The organism is Tsuneonella mangrovi (genome assembly GCF_002269345.1).
Lineage (GTDB): Bacteria > Pseudomonadota > Alphaproteobacteria > Sphingomonadales > Sphingomonadaceae > Tsuneonella > Tsuneonella mangrovi.
On sequence record NZ_CP022889.1, the window covers coordinates 1,863,606 to 1,882,248 of the forward strand.

20 protein-coding genes and 2 tRNA genes are annotated in these 18,643 nt (G+C 64.2%); 14 read left to right on the forward strand and 8 right to left on the reverse strand.

Translation table 11 applies throughout. The features are described 5' to 3' along the window. Nucleotides 1-25 precede the first annotated feature (25 nt). The 5 genes from CJO11_RS09130 to CJO11_RS13290 all read right to left on the reverse strand — a co-directional run bounded on the left by CJO11_RS09130 (nucleotide 26) and on the right by CJO11_RS13290 (nucleotide 3,236). Nucleotides 26-691, reverse strand: a complete 666-nt coding sequence (locus tag CJO11_RS09130) for a dihydrofolate reductase (protein WP_169829166.1) — start codon at nucleotides 689-691, stop codon at nucleotides 26-28. Between the two features lie 115 nt (nucleotides 692-806). Beyond that, nucleotides 807-1,862 (reverse strand): 5-(carboxyamino)imidazole ribonucleotide synthase, encoded by a 1,056-nt coding sequence (locus CJO11_RS09135; RefSeq protein ID WP_095012435.1) that lies wholly within the window; start codon nucleotides 1,860-1,862, stop codon nucleotides 807-809. 25 nt (nucleotides 1,863-1,887) lie between these two features. Then, a complete protein-coding gene (purE, locus tag CJO11_RS09140; RefSeq protein ID WP_169829167.1) occupies nucleotides 1,888-2,364 on the reverse strand; it encodes a 5-(carboxyamino)imidazole ribonucleotide mutase in 477 nt (158 codons plus the stop codon). A 4-nt stretch (nucleotides 2,365-2,368) separates the two neighbouring features. Next, a complete protein-coding gene (gene gpmA / locus CJO11_RS09145) occupies nucleotides 2,369-3,055 on the reverse strand; it encodes a 2,3-diphosphoglycerate-dependent phosphoglycerate mutase (RefSeq protein ID WP_095012436.1) in 687 nt (228 codons plus the stop codon). A gap of 40 nt (nucleotides 3,056-3,095) precedes the next feature. Then, complete coding sequence (locus CJO11_RS13290) at nucleotides 3,096-3,236, reverse strand: hypothetical protein (RefSeq protein WP_169829168.1); 141 nt, start codon at nucleotides 3,234-3,236, stop codon at nucleotides 3,096-3,098. Between the two features lie 76 nt (nucleotides 3,237-3,312). On the opposite strand from CJO11_RS13290, the gene CJO11_RS09150 reads away from it, so the two are divergent. The 3 genes from CJO11_RS09150 (at nucleotide 3,313) to CJO11_RS09160 (ending at nucleotide 5,416) form a co-directional block, all read left to right on the forward strand. Then, a tRNA-Thr gene (locus CJO11_RS09150) sits at nucleotides 3,313-3,387 on the forward strand. Between the two features lie 59 nt (nucleotides 3,388-3,446). Further along, nucleotides 3,447-4,442 carry a threonine aldolase family protein gene (locus CJO11_RS09155; RefSeq protein WP_095012437.1) on the forward strand — a complete coding sequence of 332 codons (996 nt, stop codon included), beginning with the start codon at nucleotides 3,447-3,449 and terminating at the stop codon, nucleotides 4,440-4,442. After that, complete coding sequence (locus CJO11_RS09160; RefSeq protein ID WP_095012438.1) at nucleotides 4,439-5,416, forward strand: DMT family transporter; 978 nt, start codon at nucleotides 4,439-4,441, stop codon at nucleotides 5,414-5,416. Before CJO11_RS09155 ends, CJO11_RS09160 begins: the two co-directional genes overlap by 4 nt. Here the strand turns inward: CJO11_RS09160 and CJO11_RS09165 are convergent. After that, the gene (locus CJO11_RS09165; protein WP_095012439.1) at nucleotides 5,362-6,156 is read right to left on the reverse strand and encodes a Rossmann-fold NAD(P)-binding domain-containing protein; all 795 of its coding nucleotides are present in this window, start codon (nucleotides 6,154-6,156) and stop codon (nucleotides 5,362-5,364) included. The genes CJO11_RS09160 and CJO11_RS09165 overlap by 55 nt on opposite strands. A gap of 61 nt (nucleotides 6,157-6,217) precedes the next feature. Here CJO11_RS09165 and pepN point away from each other — a divergent pair, with 61 nt between their 5' ends. The 7 genes from pepN (at nucleotide 6,218) to CJO11_RS09200 (ending at nucleotide 13,377) form a co-directional block, all read left to right on the forward strand. After that, on the forward strand, nucleotides 6,218-8,863 hold the full coding sequence (gene pepN, locus CJO11_RS09170; protein ID WP_095012440.1) for an aminopeptidase N: 2,646 nt from the start codon (nucleotides 6,218-6,220) through the stop codon (nucleotides 8,861-8,863). 58 nt (nucleotides 8,864-8,921) lie between these two features. Continuing rightward, the gene (gene pgeF, locus CJO11_RS09175) at nucleotides 8,922-9,629 is read left to right on the forward strand and encodes a peptidoglycan editing factor PgeF (RefSeq protein WP_240504612.1); all 708 of its coding nucleotides are present in this window, start codon (nucleotides 8,922-8,924) and stop codon (nucleotides 9,627-9,629) included. Nucleotides 9,630-9,825: 196 nt separating this feature from the next. Beyond that, nucleotides 9,826-10,398 carry a ubiquinol-cytochrome c reductase iron-sulfur subunit gene (gene petA, locus CJO11_RS09180; RefSeq protein WP_169829169.1) on the forward strand — a complete coding sequence of 191 codons (573 nt, stop codon included), beginning with the start codon at nucleotides 9,826-9,828 and terminating at the stop codon, nucleotides 10,396-10,398. A 22-nt stretch (nucleotides 10,399-10,420) separates the two neighbouring features. Beyond that, nucleotides 10,421-11,722 carry a cytochrome b gene (locus CJO11_RS09185; protein WP_095012442.1) on the forward strand — a complete coding sequence of 434 codons (1,302 nt, stop codon included), beginning with the start codon at nucleotides 10,421-10,423 and terminating at the stop codon, nucleotides 11,720-11,722. A 28-nt stretch (nucleotides 11,723-11,750) separates the two neighbouring features. Beyond that, nucleotides 11,751-12,629, forward strand: a complete 879-nt coding sequence (locus tag CJO11_RS09190; RefSeq protein ID WP_095012443.1) for a cytochrome c1 — start codon at nucleotides 11,751-11,753, stop codon at nucleotides 12,627-12,629. Nucleotides 12,630-12,705: 76 nt separating this feature from the next. Then, on the forward strand, nucleotides 12,706-13,242 hold the full coding sequence (locus tag CJO11_RS09195) for an adenine phosphoribosyltransferase (RefSeq protein WP_095012444.1): 537 nt from the start codon (nucleotides 12,706-12,708) through the stop codon (nucleotides 13,240-13,242). Nucleotides 13,243-13,303: 61 nt separating this feature from the next. Further along, nucleotides 13,304-13,377, forward strand: a tRNA-Gly gene (locus CJO11_RS09200). Between the two features lie 5 nt (nucleotides 13,378-13,382). Here the strand turns inward: CJO11_RS09200 and CJO11_RS09205 are convergent. Both CJO11_RS09205 and panC read right to left on the reverse strand, forming a co-directional pair. Then, nucleotides 13,383-14,183 (reverse strand): TlpA disulfide reductase family protein, encoded by an 801-nt coding sequence (locus tag CJO11_RS09205; protein ID WP_095012445.1) that lies wholly within the window; start codon nucleotides 14,181-14,183, stop codon nucleotides 13,383-13,385. 1 nt (nucleotide 14,184) lies between these two features. After that, nucleotides 14,185-15,036 carry a pantoate--beta-alanine ligase gene (gene panC, locus CJO11_RS09210; protein WP_095012446.1) on the reverse strand — a complete coding sequence of 284 codons (852 nt, stop codon included), beginning with the start codon at nucleotides 15,034-15,036 and terminating at the stop codon, nucleotides 14,185-14,187. A gap of 96 nt (nucleotides 15,037-15,132) precedes the next feature. On the opposite strand from panC, the gene CJO11_RS09215 reads away from it, so the two are divergent. From CJO11_RS09215 to CJO11_RS09230, 4 genes are read left to right on the forward strand one after another with little or no spacing between them, the layout of a single operon-like run. After that, nucleotides 15,133-15,945, forward strand: coding sequence for a division plane positioning ATPase MipZ (locus CJO11_RS09215; protein WP_095012447.1), 813 nt, complete (start codon nucleotides 15,133-15,135; stop codon nucleotides 15,943-15,945). Between the two features lie 21 nt (nucleotides 15,946-15,966). After that, nucleotides 15,967-16,257, forward strand: a complete 291-nt coding sequence (locus tag CJO11_RS09220) for a J domain-containing protein (protein ID WP_095012448.1) — start codon at nucleotides 15,967-15,969, stop codon at nucleotides 16,255-16,257. 13 nt (nucleotides 16,258-16,270) lie between these two features. Next, on the forward strand, nucleotides 16,271-17,674 hold the full coding sequence (gene pgmG, locus CJO11_RS09225; protein WP_095012449.1) for a phosphoglucomutase/phosphomannomutase PgmG: 1,404 nt from the start codon (nucleotides 16,271-16,273) through the stop codon (nucleotides 17,672-17,674). A gap of 25 nt (nucleotides 17,675-17,699) precedes the next feature. Continuing rightward, a complete protein-coding gene (locus CJO11_RS09230) occupies nucleotides 17,700-18,557 on the forward strand; it encodes a DUF2059 domain-containing protein (RefSeq protein WP_095012450.1) in 858 nt (285 codons plus the stop codon). The last annotated feature ends 86 nt before the right edge of the window (nucleotides 18,558-18,643 follow it).

Consider the following 18,643-nt stretch of genomic DNA (forward strand, 5'->3'; position numbering starts at 1 on the left):
TGTGGCGGCGACGTCCGCCAACCAATCAGAATGCAAAAGCATCCTGAGGAGGAGAAAATTGGTGCTTAGAAGATCGCCTAGTCAGCTTGGGCTTCTTTCCGACTTTCGAGCGATAGTTCTCAATGAGGCGGCTCCGTTTCGCCGCACGAGCTTCTGTGTCAGGGGCCCAGAGTTCATAAACGGCGAAGGCATAATCATCTTGGTCCGGCACCGCAGGGTATTTTGCTAACTCTACCCGATCCCACTTACGCAGGTCGGACAAGATGTCCTGCGACACGTAGGCATCGGCCTCTTCGACCTGGTGTTCCACGACAGTCACGAGATATCGGTCCACAAGCGGGGCAAATTGTGAATAGGTCAGGCCGCCTCCGATAACGAATGTGTCTTCACATCCGAACTCTTCCGCGATCACCAACGCCTCAGGGATAGAGAGAGCCAGTTTGCAATGATCAGTGGCTGGGAACAGCACATTGTTGTGAGATAAGACCACGTTGTCTCGCTTAGGAAGACACTTCGCACCGAGAGAGTCGAAGGTTTTCCGCCCCATAATCACACATGAGTCGATCGTGGTGGCTTTGAAGAACGCTAAGTCTGATCGCAGGCGCCAAGGAAGCGAATTTTTACATCCTATCGCGCCACGCAAATCCATTGCGACAATCGATGTAAAGTTTCCTGCCTGCCCGTGTCCCATACATGGTTTAGAGTCTAGTTTCCGGTCCGTTTCAAGTGAGTCTGAAATGCAACAGGTGGCACCCTCTTGGATATGAAGTTGATGACATGTGGACGCGTGTTGATATCTCTCTGAGCTAGCTGTACCATATCCGCGTGACGTGGCCCATCTTGCGCCCGTCACGCACCTCGCGCTTGCCATAAAGGTGCAGGTGCGCCTCGGGCTCGAACAGCACCTTCTGCGCCTTGAGCACGCTTTCACCGATCAGGTTGTCCATTTCGATCTGCGCGGCGATCGTTGAGGTATCGCCGAGCGGCAGCCCGCACACCGCGCGCACGTGGTTCTCGAACTGGCTGGTGGCCGCGCCTTCGATCGTCCAGTGGCCCGAATTGTGGACCCGCGGGGCCATCTCGTTGAACACCGGGCCGGTTGGCGTGGCGAAGAATTCGAGCGTCAGCACCCCGACGTAACGCAGCGCGTTGGCGACTTCGCGGGCCAGCGCGCGGGCTTCCCCGACTTGTGCGGTGACGATTTCGTTGGGCGGCCAGACCGATTGCGCCAGGATTCCTTCGGCGTGGCGGTTCTCGGTCGAATCCCAGAACCGCACCTCGCCGTCCTGCCCGCGCACGAGGATCACGGAGAACTCGGCGAGGAAATCGACGAACCCTTCGTAGACGCAAGTGACCTGCGGCAGGCGCAGCGATTCGGCTTCGTGCGCGCTGTCGAGCCGCCACTGGCCTTTCCCGTCGTAGCCGTCGCGGCGGGTCTTGAGGATGCCCGGCGCGCCGATCGTGTCGATCGCGCGGACAAGGTCGAGCTTTTCGGCCACCGGCAAGAACGGAGCGGGACGCCCGCCGAGTTCGTCGACGAAGCGCTTTTCCGCGAGCCGATCCTGCGCCACTTCGAGCGCGCGAACGCCGGGAAACAGCTTGGCTTCAAGCGGAGCGAGTGCGGCGGTCGGGATGTTCTCGAATTCGAGCGTGATGACGTCGCAATTGGCGGCGAAGCGTTCCATCGCGCGCGCATCGGACCACGGGGCGACGGTCGCTTCGGCGCTGACTTCGGCGGCCCCGCTGTCGCGTTCAGGGGTGAACACGTGGCAGCGATATCCGAGCTGTGCGGCAGACATCGCAATCATCCGGCCGAGCTGTCCTCCGCCGAGGATACCGATGGTCCCGCCTTGCTTGATCACCCCTGAGCGCCCCTCGATCCGTTCGTCACTGCGGGGTTTCGCCGACTGCCGCTGTGCGCGCAGCGCGCCACGCGACAAGCCGCTGGGAAAGTGCATCGTCGCCCAGCGCGAGGATCGATGCCGCGAGCAGCCCGGCGTTGGTCGCCCCGGCCTCGCCTATCGCCAGTGTCCCGGTCGGCACGCCGGCAGGCATCTGGACGATCGACAACAGCGAATCGAGTCCGCTAAGCGCTTTCGACTGCACCGGCACGCCGAGTACCGGCAGGTGGGTAAGCGCCGCCAGCATCCCCGGCAGGTGAGCCGCGCCGCCGGCACCGGCGATAATCACCTTGAAGCCCTGCTCGTGCGCGGTCTTGCCGAAGTCGTGCATCCGGTCGGGCGTGCGGTGCGCGGACACGATCCGTGCCTCGTGGCTCACGCCAAGCTCGCCGAGCACGTCGGCTGCGCTCTTCATCGTCGGCCAGTCGGACTGGCTGCCCATCACGATTGCGACGTCCGCCATGGCCTCAGCTGTCCTTCAGGTAGTAGCGTTCGCCGGGCACCATTGCGCCATCGAACTGGTAGATGATCGGTTGGCCGGTGGGGATTTCGAGCCCGGTGATTTCGTCGTCGGAAATCCCCGAAAGGTGCTTGACCAGCGCGCGCAGCGAGTTGCCATGCGCGGAGATGATCACCGTCTCGCCGCTGCTGAGCACGGGCAGGATCGCGCTTTCCCAATAGGGCAACACACGCTCGATGGTCAGCTTGAGGCTTTCGGTCGCCGGCACGTCGATCCCGGCATAGCGCGGGTCGGCAGACAGGTCGTAGTCGCTGCCCGCTTCCATCGGCGGGGGCGGGGTGTCGAAGCTGCGCCGCCAGATGTGAACCTGTTCGTCGCCGTGCTTCTCACGGGTTTCCTGCTTGTCGAGCCCGGTGAGCCCGCCGTAGTGCCGCTCGTTGAGGTGCCAGTCCTTGGTCTCGGGGATCCACAGCCGTTGGCACGCCTCGAGCGCGAGATGCAGCGTCTTGATCGCGCGGGTCTGGAGCGAAGTGAATGCGCGTGTCGGCAGCAGGCCCTTTTCCGCCAGCAATTCGCCTGCGGCGATCGCTTCGGCCACGCCATTTTCGGTCAGGTCGACGTCCCACCAACCGGTAAAGCGGTTCTCCAGGTTCCACTGGCTCTGGCCGTGGCGGACGAGGATCAGGGTCGGCAAGGTTCAGCGCTCCGTCGCAGGCGTTTTGGAGCACTCGCCCCTAGCGGGCATCGCCGTCCTTGGGAAGTGGGCGCTCGGCGCTTTCGATCGCCCGCCCCTGCGCCTTGCGACGGCGCAGGTTCTCGCGCAGCTTGGCGGCCAGGCGTACTTCGCGTGTCGGTTTGTCGGCTTGTCCGCTCATCGGAATCCCCTTGCCGCGCGGGGCAACGCTTGACAAGGGAGCGGGGCACTGTATGCGCGCCGCCTCTGGTGGATACGCTGCTGTAGCTCAGAGGTAGAGCACTCCCTTGGTAAGGGAGAGGCCGAGAGTTCAATTCTCTCCAGCAGCACCATCGCTTCCCTGCACTATCGAGCTTGGCGGGCAACGCTTGCGCCTATAGAGGGCGTTGCGATGCAATTCCTGTCCGACAACGCCGCGTCCGTTCACCCCGCCGTGTGGGAGGCGATGCGCGCGGCCGATGCGCCGGATTCACCCTACGATACCGACGCGCTGTCGCAACGGCTTGATGAAGCGTTTTCGGGAGTGTTCGGGCAAGAGGTCGCGGCGCTGTGGGTGGCGACCGGGACGGCAGCGAACTGCCTGGCGCTTGCAACGATGTGCCCTCCGCACGGGGGCGTGGTGTGCCACGAAGAAGCGCATATCGAAGTCGACGAGGGCGGCGCACCAGGGTTCTACCTCCACGGTGCGAAGCTGATGCTGGCGGCGGGCGAGGGCGCGAAGCTCACCCCCGGGGCCGTGCACGCGGTAATCGACCCGATTCGTGACGACGTGCACCAGGTCCAGCCGCACGCGCTGTCGGTGACGCAGGCGAGCGAATACGGGCGGTGCTACCAGCCGCAGGAGATCGCTGTGCTCGGGGCGCTGGCGAAACAGCGCGGGCTGCACTTCCATGTCGATGGCGCGCGGTTCGGCAACGCGGTGGCGTTCCTCGATTGTGCGCCGATCGATGCGGTGGGCGGGGCCGACGCATTGAGCTTCGGCAGCATCAAGAACGGGGCGATGAGCGCCGAGGCGATCGTGTTCTTCGATCCCGCGCTGGCGGATGTCGCGCGCTATCGCCGCAAGCGCGCCGGACACCTGCAATCGAAGGGCCGGTTCCTGGCCGCGCAGCTGCTCGCGATGCTCGATGGCGATTTGTGGCTGGCGAACGCCCGTGCGGCGAATGCGGCGGCAGCGGAAATCGCCGGCGTGTGCGGCGATCGGCTGATGCACCCTGTCGAAGCGAACGAGCTGTTCGTGACGCTCTCGCCCGCCGAACGCGAGGTGCTGCGCTTGCAGGGATTCGCGTTTTACGACTGGGGCGATGATGCCGCGCGCTTCGTCACCGCGTGGAACACCCGTTCGGAAGACGTATCGGCACTTGCGGAAGCGATTTCCGCACTGTGAGCGATACCTCCGCCCATTCATTCCTCAGCCCGCGAATCGCGCTGCCGTTCCTGCTGACGGCGCTGATCTGGGGCTCGACGTGGTACGTCATTCGTGGCCAGATCGATGGTGTGTCTGCGCATTGGGCGATTGCCTATCGCTTTGCGCTCGCGACACCGGGCATGTTCGTGCTTGCGAGGATCCTGCGCAAACCGCTGGCGATGCCTGGGCAGGCGCACCTGCTGGCGCTGGCGATGGGCCTGTTCCAGTTCAGCGGGAACTACACTTTTGTCTACTTGTCGGAGATGCACCTGACCTCGGGCATCGTCGCGCTGCTGATCGGGATGATGATGGTGCCCAACGCGGTGTTCGGTCATTTCCTGCTCGGCCAGCCAGTCACCCGCGGATTTGTCGGGGGCAGCGCCATCGCGCTCAGCGGAATCGCCTTGCTGCTGGTCAACGAGGCGCAGGTTGCTCCGCTTGAAGGGAGCGTAGTGCTCGGAGCGGTAATGGCGGTGATCGCAATGCTCTCCGCATCGTTTGCAAATGTGATCCAGGCCGGACCGGCCGGGAAAGACGTCGCGCTGCCAAGCCTCCTGGGGTGGGCGATGCTTTACGGAACGACGATCGACATATGTCTGGCGTTATTGCTCTCGGGTGCTCCGGTGTTCCCGCGCGATCCGCAATTCTGGACCGGGACCGCCTACCTTGCATTCGCCGGATCGGTGGTGACGTTCCCGCTTTATTATGCGTTGGTGCGCCAGCTCGGCGCTGGCCGCGCAGCCTACAACGGGGTGCTGGTGGTGGTTATCGCGATGGTCATCTCGACCGTCATGGAAGGCTACCACTGGACGGCCCTGGCGATTGCCGGGGCCTCGCTGGCGATGGTCGGACTGGTGATCGCGTTGCGGGCACGGCAGGCCGGCCCTCCGGGCGGTGATCAGCTGCCTTCAGTGCCTTCCGCTGCGAGGATGGCGGCGAGCCCCGAAGCGTAGTCGGGATAGCGCGGTTGCCAGCCGAGCACCCGCTTGGCCTTGCCGTTCGCAACCCGGCGGTTTTCAGAATAGAAGCTGCGCGCAGCGGGTGAGAGCCCTGCCTCGTCGAGCGACAGCAGGCGCGGCGGTTCGACGCCGAGCAGGCGGCACGCTTCCGCGGTGACTTCGGCGGCACTGGCCGGACAATCGTCGGCGAGATTGTAGGCACCAGCAGGTGCATCGAGCGCAGCGATTACTCCGCTGGCGATATCGTCGACATGGACACGGCTGAATACCTGGCCCGGCAGGTCGATCCGTGTGGCGTTCCCGGCGCGCACCCGGTCAAGCGGACTGCGCCCGGGGCCATAGATCCCCGGCAGACGGAACACCCGCGCGTCGCGCGCCAGCCATGCCGCATCGGCGTCGCTTCGGGCCGTGCGGCGTCCGGTCCCTGTGGGCGAGGATTCGTCGACCCACGCGCCCTGCGTATCACCGTATACGCCGGTCGAGGAGAGGTAGCCGAGCCAGTCATGGCCCAGCGCATCGCCGTATCGTTCCAGCACCGGATCGGCCTCGTCGGCAGGCGGGACGGAGGACAGGACGTGGCTTGCCCTGGACAGTGCATCGCGCATTGCGCGGTCATCGGCAAAATCGAGATTCCCGGCGCGTCCTGTCGCATCCACTTGCCAACCACTGGCATAAAGCAACCGGGCGATCCGCGATGCGGTGTAGCCCAGTCCGAAGATGACCATCCGCGCCATTTGGCCCTCTTCACCCAATCGGTTGGTGGACTGCAACCGCAAAGCGCCTACAAAGCGCCGCATGGATATCGCACGCACCCCCTCGAACCCCGATGGCAACCCCGAGATGGCCGATGCGCCTGCAGTGCCACCATTGATCCGTCGGCTGGACTATAAGCCCTATCCTTGGCTGGTGCCCGCAACGCGGCTGGAATTCGACCTCGGGATCGATGACACGCGGGTCACCACGACGCTCAGCGTAGCGCGCAACCCCGATGCCGAACCCAGCGATACGATCCGGCTGAATGGTGACGGGCTGACTGCCGAATCGATCACGGTCGATGGGCAAGCGGTCAACGACTGGTCGATGGACGGTGGCGACCTGGTGCTGCCGCTGACGGACGACGCGCACGAAATCACAATCGTCACGCACGTAAATCCCGCAGCCAATTCGCAGCTGATGGGTCTTTATGCCTCGAACGGGATGCTATGCACCCAGTGCGAAGCCGAAGGGTTCCGCCGTATCGCGTTCTTCCCCGACCGGCCCGACGTGCTGAGCACGTATACCGTCCGAATGGAGTGCGCGAAGGCGCAGTTCCCTGTCCTGCTCGCGAATGGCAACAACGTTGCGACCGGCGAAGGCGAGGCGGGGCGGCACTGGGCCGAGTGGCATGATCCGTGGCCCAAACCGAGCTATTTGTTCGCGCTGGTTGCAGGCGACCTAGTGGCGCGCAAGGACAGCTTCACCACCATGAACGGCCGAAAGGTCGAACTCGGGATCTGGGTTCGTAGCGAAGACCTGCCGCGCACCGAGCACGCGATGGAATCGCTCAAGAAGAGCATGAAGTGGGACGAGGAAACCTTCGGCCGCGAATACGACCTCGACGTGTTCAACATCGTCGCGGTGAGCGATTTCAACATGGGTGCGATGGAGAACAAGGGCCTCAACGTGTTCAACACGAAGTACGTGCTGGCCGACCCCGATACCGCGACTGACGGGGACTACGACGGCATCGAAGGGGTGATCGCGCACGAATACTTCCACAACTGGTCGGGCAACCGTGTGACTTGCCGCGACTGGTTCCAGCTCTCGTTGAAGGAAGGCTTCACCGTGCTGCGCGACCAGTTGTTCAGCCAGGACATGCAGGGCGAAGCGGTCAAGCGGATCGAAGATGTTCGCGTCCTTCGCTCAGTCCAGTTCCCGGAGGATTCGGGGCCGCTGGCGCACCCGATCCGGCCCGACAGTTTCCGCGAGATCAGCAACTTCTACACCGCCACGGTCTACAACAAGGGCGCCGAAGTACTGCGCATGATGCGCACGATGGCGGGCCCCAGGGCATTCCGGCAAGGGACCGACCTCTATTTCGACCGGCATGATGGCGAGGCGGCGACCTGCGAAGATTTCGTGTGCTCGATGGAAGACGGCGCGGGACTCGACCTCAAGCAGTTCCGCCTGTGGTATTCGCAGGCCGGCACGCCGAAAGTCGAAGTCTCGCTGGCCCACGAAGGCGAAACCGCCACGCTGCGCCTCAAGCAGACCGTCCCGCCGACACCCGACCAGCCCGCCAAGCAGCCGATGCCGATCCCGCTGTGGATTGCGCTGTTCGACCGCGACACCGGAAAGCACGGCGGCGAGCAGCTGGTGATCCTCTCGGATGCGGAGAAGACCATCGCGTTCGACGGCTTTGCCAAGCCGCCGGTCCTGTCGATCAATCGCGGTTTCTCCGCGCCGGTCTCGATCGAGCGCGAGGTTTCGACCGACGACCTCGTGTTCCTCGCTGCGAACGACGACGATCCGTTCGCCCGCTACGAGGCGATGCAGGACCTCGTCGTGGGCCACCTCGTTGCGCTGTGCAGCGGGTCGCTCGACGATACGGCGCGCGATGCGGGCCGCAATGCGATCGCCGGTGCGCTGAAGGCAGTGATCGCCGATGAAACCCTCGACGATTCGATGCGCGGCGAACTGATGATGCTGCCAAGCCAGACTTACCTCGCCGAGCAGTTCCTCGTCGCCGATCCGGGGAGGATCCACGCCGAACGCGAAGCCCTCAAGGCGGCGCTAGGCCAAGCGCTCGAAGGCGACCTCGTTGCATTGCATGGGCGCGCAAGCGCCCAACCTGCAACGCTCGACCACGCGGGCAAAGGCGCGCGCAAGGTGCAGACGCAGGCGCTGGTGTTCCTCGCTGCCGGCAATCCAGAACGTGCGGCGAAGATCGCCGCCGCGCAATACGATGCGGCTGAAACGATGACCTCGCGGCAGGGAGCGCTGATGGTCCTCGCCGGACTATCGAGCGCCGAACGGACCGGACGGCTGATCGATTTCTACAACCGCTATCGCGACAATGCGCTTGTGATCGACAAGTGGTTCGCGATCCAGGCCAGTTCGCTCCACCCCGATGCGATCGAGCACGTCAAGGCGCTCGCCGAACATCCCGACTTCAACTTGCGCAATCCGAATCGCGCGCGCAGCCTTTACATGGCGTTCGCGGGCAATCCGCATGCGTTCCATGCAGCGGACGGCGAGGGCTATCGGCTGGTAGCCGACCTGATCCTCGCGCTCGATCCGATCAACCCGCAGACCGCAGCGCGATTCGTGCCTCCGCTCGGTCGCTGGCGGCGGATCGAGCCGAAGCGGGCGGCGCTGATGCGCGCCGAGCTCGAGCGAATCGCCGCGACCGATGGCCTTTCGCGCGACACTTTCGAGCAGGTCACCCGTTCGCTGGGCTGAGGGCGTCTTGGTCGAAGCACTCACCAGCCCTGACCTGGAAGGTGTCCCGCACGGCTTCATGACCCGGCGCGGGGGCGTTTCGACCGGCGTCATTGCCGGGCTCAATTGCGGCTTCGGGGCGGATGACGATCCAGCCGCACTGGCGGAGAACCGCCGCCGCGCGGCAAACGCAGTGTTGCCGGGGGCGACTTTGGTCGGACTGCACCAGGTTCATTCCGCCGAAGTCGTCACGCTCGATAATTCTTGGGGCGACGATTCGCGTCCGCACGCCGATGGATTTGTCACGCGTCGGCACGGGGTGCTGCTGAGTATCCTTACCGCCGATTGCGCTCCGGTTCTGTTCGCTGACATGACGGCTGGCGTGATCGGTGCCGCGCATGCGGGATGGCGCGGCGCGCACAGCGGCGTGCTCGAAGCGACCGTCGAAGCGATGGAGGCGCTTGGCGCGGATCGTGGCCGGATTGCAGCGGCGATCGGGCCGTGCATCGCGCAGCCGAGCTACGAGGTCGATGAAGGCTTCCGCGCGCAGTTTGCCGAGGGCGACGAGCGGTTCTTCGCTCCCGCACGCGCCGGGCACTGGCAATTCGACTTGCCCGGATACGCGTTGGCCCGGCTCGAGGCGTGCGGAGTTGGCCGGGCAATGTGGCTGGGACTGGACACATACGCCGACGCGGACGCATTCTACTCATTCCGCCGGTCCACCCATCGCGGTGAACCGGACTATGGCCGCCAGTTGTCGCTGATCGGGCTCGACGCATCTGTCTAAAATTAGCCACAATGGCGGTTGGCAACCCGCGCAAGGGAAGCTACACGACTGGCCGAACCGGCACTTGCAGGCTGCCTGATGGTGGCGTGTGAGTGAACCGCGAAACAGGGACTAACCTTCTGGTCGCGGCCGGTCCGTTGAAATTAAAGCTTCGCGCGTCCTGCGCGGGGCGCTGCGTAAGGGCAAGGCACAGCTAATGGCTGACACGACTGGGGCTGCAACTCCCGACATCGCCGAATCCGGTGAAGACGGGGTCCGGCGGCGCGACTTCATCAATGTTGCGGCGGTGGCCGCTGCAGGTACCGGCGGCGTGATCGCGCTGCTGCCGCTGATCAGCCAGATGTCGCCGAGCGCGGACGTGCTGGCGGCCAGCACGACAGAAGTCGATATTTCGAAGATCGAAGCGGGTTCAGGCATTACCGCGCTGTTCCGCTCGCAGCCGCTGTTCGTGCGCAAGCTCACCCCGAAGGAAATCGCCGAGGCCGACGCCGTGCCGCTCAGTTCGCTGCGCGACCCGCAGACGCTCGAAGAGCGGACCAAGCCCGGCAAGACCGAATGGCTCATTACGATGGGCGTGTGCACCCACCTGGGGTGCACCCCGCAGGGCATCACGCCCGACCAGAACCGCGGTGAATACGGCGGCTATTTCTGCCCCTGCCACGGCTCGCAGTACGATACCGCCGCGCGGATCCGCAAAGGCCCCGCACCTAAGAACCTCGAGGTTCCCGATTACGCGTTCACTTCCGACTCTGTCGTGAAGGTCGGCTAAGGCACAAGAGAGAACGACGACGATGAGCTTTCCCTGGGCCAAGCAATACGAACCCAAGCACCCGTTCATGCGGTATCTGGACGAGAAGCTGCCGTTGCCGCGGCTTGTCTATTCCTCGATAGGCGGCGGCTACCCGGTTCCGCGCAATCTCAACTACATGTGGAATTTCGGCGTACTCGCCGGGTTCTGCCTCGTGTTGCAGATCGTCACCGGCGTGGTGCTGGCGATGCACTACCACTCGAGCGCGAACGAGGCCTTCGCTTCGACCGAGCACATCATGCGCGACATCAACTGGGGCTGGATGCTGCGCTATATGCACGCCAACGGCGCCAGCGCGTTCTTCGTGGTGGTCTACCTGCATATCTTCCGCGGGTTCTACTATTCGTCATACAAGGCCCCGCGCGAGCTGATCTGGCTACTCGGCGTGGTGATCTTCCTGCTGATGATGGCGACCGCGTTCATGGGCTACGTGTTGCCATGGGGCCAGATGAGCTTCTGGGGCGCGAAGGTGATCACCGGCCTGTTCGGGGCGATCCCGGTTGTCGGCGAATCGATCCAGATCTGGCTGCTCGGCGGCTACGCTCCGGGCGATGCCGCGCTCAACCGCTTCTTCTCGCTGCACTTCCTGCTGCCGTTCGTGATTGCCGCGGTGGTCATCCTCCACATCTGGGCGCTGCACATTCCGGGTTCGTCGAACCCGACCGGCGTCGAAGTGAAGGATGAAAGCGACACGATCCCGTTCCACCCGTATTACACGGCGAAGGACGGGTTCGGGCTCGGTGTGTTCCTCATCGCCTATTTCGCGATGGTGTTCTTCCTGCCGAACTATCTCGGCCACCCGGACAACTACATCGAGGCGAACCCGATCGCGACCCCGGCGCACATTGTGCCCGAATGGTATTTCTGGCCGTTCTACGCGATCCTGCGCGCGTTCACTGCGGACATCTTCTTCGGCCTGATCCCGGCCAAGCTGATGGGCGTGATGGCAATGTTCAGCTCGATCCTCCTGTGGTTCTTCCTGCCTTGGCTCGACAAGGGTCCGGTTCGATCGGGCCACTATCGCCCTCTGTTCCGTAAGTTCTTCTGGTTCGGGCTGATCCCGGCGATGGCGGTGCTGTTCTATTGCGGCGGCGCCCCGGCGGAAGAGCCCTATGTCATGCTCAGCCAGCTGGCGACGGCATACTATTTCCTCCACTTCCTCGTGATTCTGCCGATCGTTTCGATGGTCGAGAAGCCCGAGCCGCTGCCATATTCGATCACCGAGTCGGTGCTGGGCAGCGACACGGCGGCGCAACTCGGCGCCAGCGCCGAGACGACGAAGTAAGCGACAGGTTCAAGGGAAAGCGCAAATCATGGTTCGCCTTATCGGAATCTTCGCCGGCCTGTTCTTCAGCCTCTCTGTGCTGTGGGCCTTCGTCAACGGCGTGATCAACGTGGCCCCGGTGGTCAGCGAGTACGGCCAGTTTACCGAGCCGACCCCGGAACAGTTCTTCCACAAACACCCCGAGCCGCTCCACCTGCAGTCGGACGGGCCGTTCGGCACATGGGACTACGCCCAGCTGCAGCGCGGCTTCCAGGTTTACAAGGAAGTCTGCTCGGCGTGCCACAGCCTCAAGTTCGTTGCCTTCCGCGATCTGGCCGAACTCGGCTACTCCAAAGCGGAAGTGAAGGCGATCGCGGCCGGTTTCCAGGTGCCCGGCGTCGATCCGAACACCGGTGAAGCGACTACCCGCCCGGGCCTGCCGACCGATTACTTCCCGTCGCCCTATCCCAACGACGTTGCGGCCAAGGCGGCGAACAACAACGCGATCCCGCCGGATCTTTCGTTGATCGCCAAGGCGCGTCACGGCGGCCCGGCCTACATCCATGCGATCCTGACCGGGTTCGAGGACGAGCCGGCAGCACTCAAGAAGCAGTTCCCCGACTTCAAGGTGCCGCCGACCGGCCACTACAACCCGTACTTCGCAGCATTGGCGATCGCGATGCCGCCGCCGCTGGTTGCCGAAGGCCAGGTGACTTATGCCGAGGGCCAGCCCAAGCCGACCATCAACCAGATGGCGACGGACGTCTCGGCATTTCTCGAATGGACCGCCGAACCCAAGAAGGTGAAGCGCACCCAGACCGGCTGGCCGGTTCTCGGCTTCCTTCTGTTCGCGACGATCCTCGCGTACATGGCGAAGAACCAGGTGTGGGCGGCGATCAAGCCGAAGAAGAAAAAGCCCGCTGCCTGAGCGAGCCTTCGATGACCGGACACCAGCGCCCCTCCATCCCTGCGATGCGAGGGGCGCTTGATTCGAGGGGAATGCGATGACTCCCGCCGAGCTGCGCGGCCTCGTGCGTACGGTGCCCGATTTCCCCGAGCCGGGGATCATGTTCCGCGACATCACTACGCTGATTTCGCACGGCGAGGGCCTGCGCGCAGCAGTCGGTCACCTGGCCGAAGCGGCGCGCAACAACGGGGCCGAGGCAATAGCCGGAATGGAAGCGCGCGGGTTCATCTTCGGCGCCGCAGTGGCGATCGAGCTGGGGCTTGGATTCATCCCGGTGCGCAAGCCGGGCAAGTTGCCGGTGGAAACGATCGGGGTCGACTATGCGCTCGAGTACGGCACCGACCGGCTCGAGATCGATCCGGGCGCGATCCGCCCCGGGCAGCGGATTGCGATCGTCGACGACCTGATCGCGACCGGTGGCACCGCGCTTGCCGCCGCGAAGTTGCTGCGCCAAGCAGGAGCCGTTGTCGACCGCGCCCTGTTCGTGATCGACTTGCCCGACCTCGGCGGCGCTGCGCGGTTGCGCGAGGCGGGGGTCGAAGTCGACGCGCTGATCGATTTCGAGGGCGACTGAGCCGACATCACAAGACATGTTGACGAAGGCGCGATCGGCGTGGCAAGCGCCTGCGGCCCGAGCGGGTATAGCATAGTGGTAATGCTCCAGCCTTCCAAGCTGGCTAGAGGGGTTCGATTCCCCTTACCCGCTCCAATTCCCTACTTTTCGATCTGCGCGATACCATCCTCGACAGCGGCGCGTGAGATTTGTCCGAAATGGCCAATGGCAATTCGGCCCTTGGCATCGACAAACAATGAGACCGGCAAGCCGGATGCGCCAAGCGAACGCGCCAATCCGGCATCGCTGTCGAGCACGATGTGGTCTGGCGCAACATGGTTCTGAGCGAGGAAGCGAATAGCTGTCGCCTTGTCCTCCCCCTCGTTCACCAGCAGTATCGGAACAGCATTGTCCCTTGCCTGCGCCGCAAGCATCGGAAGTTCGCGGCGGCACGGCGGGCACCACGTTGCCCACAGGTTCAGCACATAGGGCTTTCCATGCAAGTCGGCGGGTGAAACCGGCTTCCCGGTGACATCGGTCAGGGCAGGCAACGCAGGCATTGGCTTGGGAGGCGGAGTGAGCAGAGCAATGCCCACGAACCATAACGCCGCTGCGAGCGCCAGAAGCGCGAGGCCCCGAAAGCGCAGTCGCGCGGGACGCAATCTCCAGGCAAGCACGGCGGACGCAGCGAGGAACCCGGCCCATGCGGCAAAGCCCCCTTCCCACAGGGCTATTGTCGAGGCGGGATCGGCAGCGAACGCGCCCACGTGTCCGAGGACATACGCCAACCGTGCCGCAGCCACCCCGAGGAGGAGCACTAAGGTGCTGGTCAAGGTCGCTCCGCCCGGCGAACGTCGTCCGGCCAACCAGTCGAGTGCAGCGACGAATGCGATCATCAGCCCGACGGCAAGCAGCCGATCACTGGCCAGCGCCAGTGGCCCGAGGTTCACAACTGGCGGCATGTCAAACCGCCATGTTGTCGATCAGCCGGGTCCCACCGATTCGCGCTGCGACGAGCAGGCGCATGGGACCCTCGCCAAGCGTTTCGAGCGGCTTCAGCGACACCGCATCGGCCAGTTCGGCATAGTCGACCGAGTCGAACCCGGCTTGCAGCAGGTGCGCTTCGAGCGCAGCGAGCGTCGCACCCACCGCGCTGCCGGCCTTGAGCGCCGCGATCGCATCGCGCATCGCCTGCGGCAGAGCAGCGGCATCGGCGCGCTCCTGCTGCGACAAATACTGGTTGCGGCTCGACAGCGCGAGCCCGTCCGCCTCGCGCACGGTGGGCACGCCAAGAATGCACTCGACTGAAGGCTGCGTCAGGTCGAGATCGCGCGCCATCGCGCGGATCACTGCCAGTTGCTGCCAGTCCTTCTCGCCGAACAGCGCGAAATCGGGCCGCACCTGGTTGAACAGCTTGCACACCACCGTCGCCACGCCATCGAAATGACCCGGCCGCGCCGCGCCGCAAAGCCCTTCGCTGACACCTGAAACCGAGATGTTGGTGGCGTAGCCCGCGGGATACATCTCATCGACCGTGGGGGCCCATAGCAGGTCGACCCCTTCGGCCACCAGCAAAGCGGAATCTTCCGCCATCCGGCGCGGATAGGCGTCAAGGTCCTCGTTGGGTCCGAACTGGGCCGGATTGACGAAGATCGACACCGCCACTGCATCGGCGCGGGTTTGCGCCTCGCGGACCAGCGACAGGTGCCCTTCGTGCAGCGCCCCCATCGTCGGCACCAGTGCGAGCGTGCGCCCTGCAGCGCGCAGTTCATCGACCGCTGTTCTCAACATCTTGCGCGTAGTCACGGTTTGCATGGGGTCGGTGCCTTGGATACTACCGGGTGATTGCTCGCCTGTGCCCTAGCGCGGCAAGGCGTTCGCAGACAATTGCAAGTTACAGGAACCATCGCTGTGCCGCACGCCGCCCCTCACCGCATAGTCTTCGCGAACGAGAAGGGCGGCACGGGCAAGTCGACCACGGCCGTGCATATCGCGGTGGCGCTGGCCTATCGCGGGGCGCGGGTGGCAGCGATCGACCTCGATCCGCGCCAGCGCACGCTCTACCGCTATTTCGAGAACCGCAAGGAAACCGCGGCGCGGCGCGGGATCGAGCTGCCGACTGCGCGCTTCGACGTGCTCGACAGCAGCGATCCGGCAGAGCTGGAGGCGAACGTTTCCGAAATCGGCGAAGGCGTCGACTTCGTGGTGTTCGACACTCCCGGACGCGACGATCCGCTCGCCCGCCATGCAGCGACCGAGGCCGATACGCTGGTGACGCCGCTCAACGACAGCTTCGTCGATTTCGACCTGATCGGACAGGTCGATGCCGAGACCTTCAAGGTCCGGCGGCTATCGTTCTACGCCGAGCTGATCTGGGAGGCGCGGATCAAGCGCGGCCGCGCCCAGCTCGAGCAGGGGCGGCGCGAAATGGACTGGGTGGTGGTGCGCAACCGCACCGGCCACATAGAGGCGCGCAACATGGCCCGCATCGAACAGGCGCTGAAGGAACTCTCGAAGCGAGTCGGTTTCCGCGTGGCGCAAGGCCTCTCGGAACGCGTGATCTATCGCGAGCTGTTCCCCTCGGGGCTGACCTTGCTCGACAAGGGGCACCTGGGCGAACTTGGCACCAGCCATCTGGTGGCGCGGCAGGAACTGCGCGAACTGGTCGCCTCGCTCAACCTGCCGATGCCCGCAAAGCGCGAACCCGAACTGGCGTTTGCCTGACGCTGCTGGCAGTAAGGCGTCATGATCCGCCTGCTGCTCGTTGCCGCAATCCTGTCATTTGCCTGCCGCATGATCCTGGGGCGATGGCCGTGGTACTATCTGGGTGAGCAACCGACGCGGCAGCAGGCGCTGTTTCGTGCGCGCAAGCTGCTCGGGGTGTCGGCAGATGCCGGGCACACGCAGATCATCGAAGCCCATCGAAGGCTGATCGCAGTGGTGCATCCCGATCGCGGGGGGACCAGCGAGCAGGTCCACGAAGCCAATGCCGCACGCGACCTGCTGCTGGCCGAACTGCCCGACCGGGCAAGCTAAGGAAGGGTGTAAAGTGAGCCACACGTTCGATCCCACCGTGCTTCGCGAATACGACATTCGCGGGATCATCGGCGAAACGCTTGGGCCCGACGATGCCCGCGCGATCGGGCGCGGGTTCGCCACGATGCTGCGGCAGGCGGGCGGCAAGAAGGTTGCGGTGGGTTACGATGGGCGGGTCAGTTCGCCGATGCTCGAATCGGCGCTGATCGAAGGGCTGACCGCGAGCGGGTGCGACGTGGTGCGGATCGGCCTCGCAGCGACCCCGATGCTCTACTACGCCGAAGCGTCAGCTGAAGATGTGCATGGCGGCATTCAGATAACTGGCAGCCACAATCCCGCCAATTACAATGGCTTCAAGATGGTATTCATGGGACGGCCGTTCTTTGGCGAGGATATCCTTGCGATCGGCCGTCTTGCTGCCAGCGGGCATTGGCGCGACGGGACCGGCGAGGTCGAGAGCCGCGAGGTGCTCGAGCCCTATATCGAGCGCCTGCTCGACGGGCTCTCCGGGATTGGCGACGATCGGCTGTCTGCTCTTCGGATCGGCTGGGACGCGGGCAACGGTGCGGCTGGCCCCGCGCTCGAGGCGCTTGCCGCCCGGCTCCCGGGGGAGCACCACCTTCTCTACACCGAGGTCGACGGTTCGTTTCCCAATCATCATCCCGATCCAACTGTCCCGGCCAACCTTGAGGATTTGCAAAGGCTCGTCTCCGCAAAGTCCCTCGATTTCGGAGTGGCTTTCGATGGCGACGGCGACCGGATCGGAGCGATCGACGGTGAAGGCCGGGTGATCTGGGGCGACCAGCTGTTGATGATCTACGCCGAAGACCTGCTTGCAAGGCGTCCCGGCGCGACGGTGATCGCCGATGTGAAGGCGAGCCGCTCACTGTTCGACCATGTTGCGAAGCACGGCGGCAAGCCGGTGATGTGGAAGACCGGGCACAGCCTGATTAAATCCAAAATGAAGGAAGTTTCCGCGCCGCTCGCCGGCGAAATGAGCGGACACGTGTTTTTCGCCGACGAATACTACGGTTACGACGACGCACTCTACGCGGCGATCAGACTGATCGCGGCTTCGGCGCGGCTGGGCAAATCGGTCACGCAGTTGCGCGGAGAAATGCCGGCGATGGTCAACACGCCCGAGATGCGCTTCCAGGTCGACGAGACCCGCAAGTTTGCCGCGATCGATGAGGTCAAGGCGCGGTTGGCGAACAGCGATGCCCAGGTCGACGGGACCGACGGGGTGCGGGTCACCACCGACGACGGTTGGTGGCTGCTGCGCGCATCGAACACACAGGACGTACTCGTCGCGCGGGCCGAAAGCGACGATCAGGCCGGGCTCGACCGGTTGGTGGCGCAGATCGACGAACAGCTGAAGCTGTCCGGTCTCGAACGCGGAGCGCAAGCCGGGCACTGAGCACGGGCGAATTGGGGAGAAAGACATGTTTCGCAAGGCGATGATCGCAATGGGCGCAGCTTCGCTTGTTCTGGCCGCGCAACCGCTGCGGGCGCAGGATTCGACTGCAACAGCCGACGAAGCCAAGTCGCCCGAGAAAGCGATGGAAATGCTCGGGGCGATGTTCAAGGCGGAGCCGCTCACGCCTGAACAGGAAGCCCGCGTGCCGCTCGCGCAGCAAGTGGTCGACAAGATGATCCCGCCCGGGACCTATGGCGAGGTCATGGGATCGATGTTCAACAAGATCCTCGGGCCGATCATGAGCAAGATCGAGCAGCCTTCGAGCGCCGAGGTCGCTAGGCAGATTGGCGCGATGGGTTCGGACCTCGCGCTCGACAAGCAGCAGGCGGCAGAGGCTTCTGCATTGCTCGACCCGGCGTGGCAGGAGCGCCGCAAGGTGCAGATGGATGCCATCCAGGGTGCGCTGACAAAGGCCATGTCGGCGATCGAACCGACAATGCGCAAGGCCATGGCCGAGGTCTACGCCGCCGATTTCGATTCCGCGCAGCTGACCGATATCGGGGCGTTCTTCTCGACCGAAAGCGGACAGGCCTTCGCCCGCAAGTCGATGACGATCGCGAGCGACCCGCGCTTCCTCAGCGCGATGATGAAGTCGCTGCCGCAAATGCTCGGCTCGTTTGCCAGCATGGAGCAGGAAGTGAAAGCGGCGACTGCCAAGTTGCCGCCGATGCGGACCTGGAACGACCTGTCCGCTGCGGATCGGGCACGACTGTCGGAATTGACTGGTCTCAGCCAAGCGAAGCTCAAGGCCGGCATGGAGACGGCGGACGAGGATCGCGCGGCGAAAAGCGCAGCGGGACAATCCGACGGCAACGACAACTAGGCGTGTTTTCGAACGAGCGCGTTTACCTGGGGCACTGAAATAAAACGCATATTAGCTCTGTTGCATATTTCGCACCGGGGGCTGGC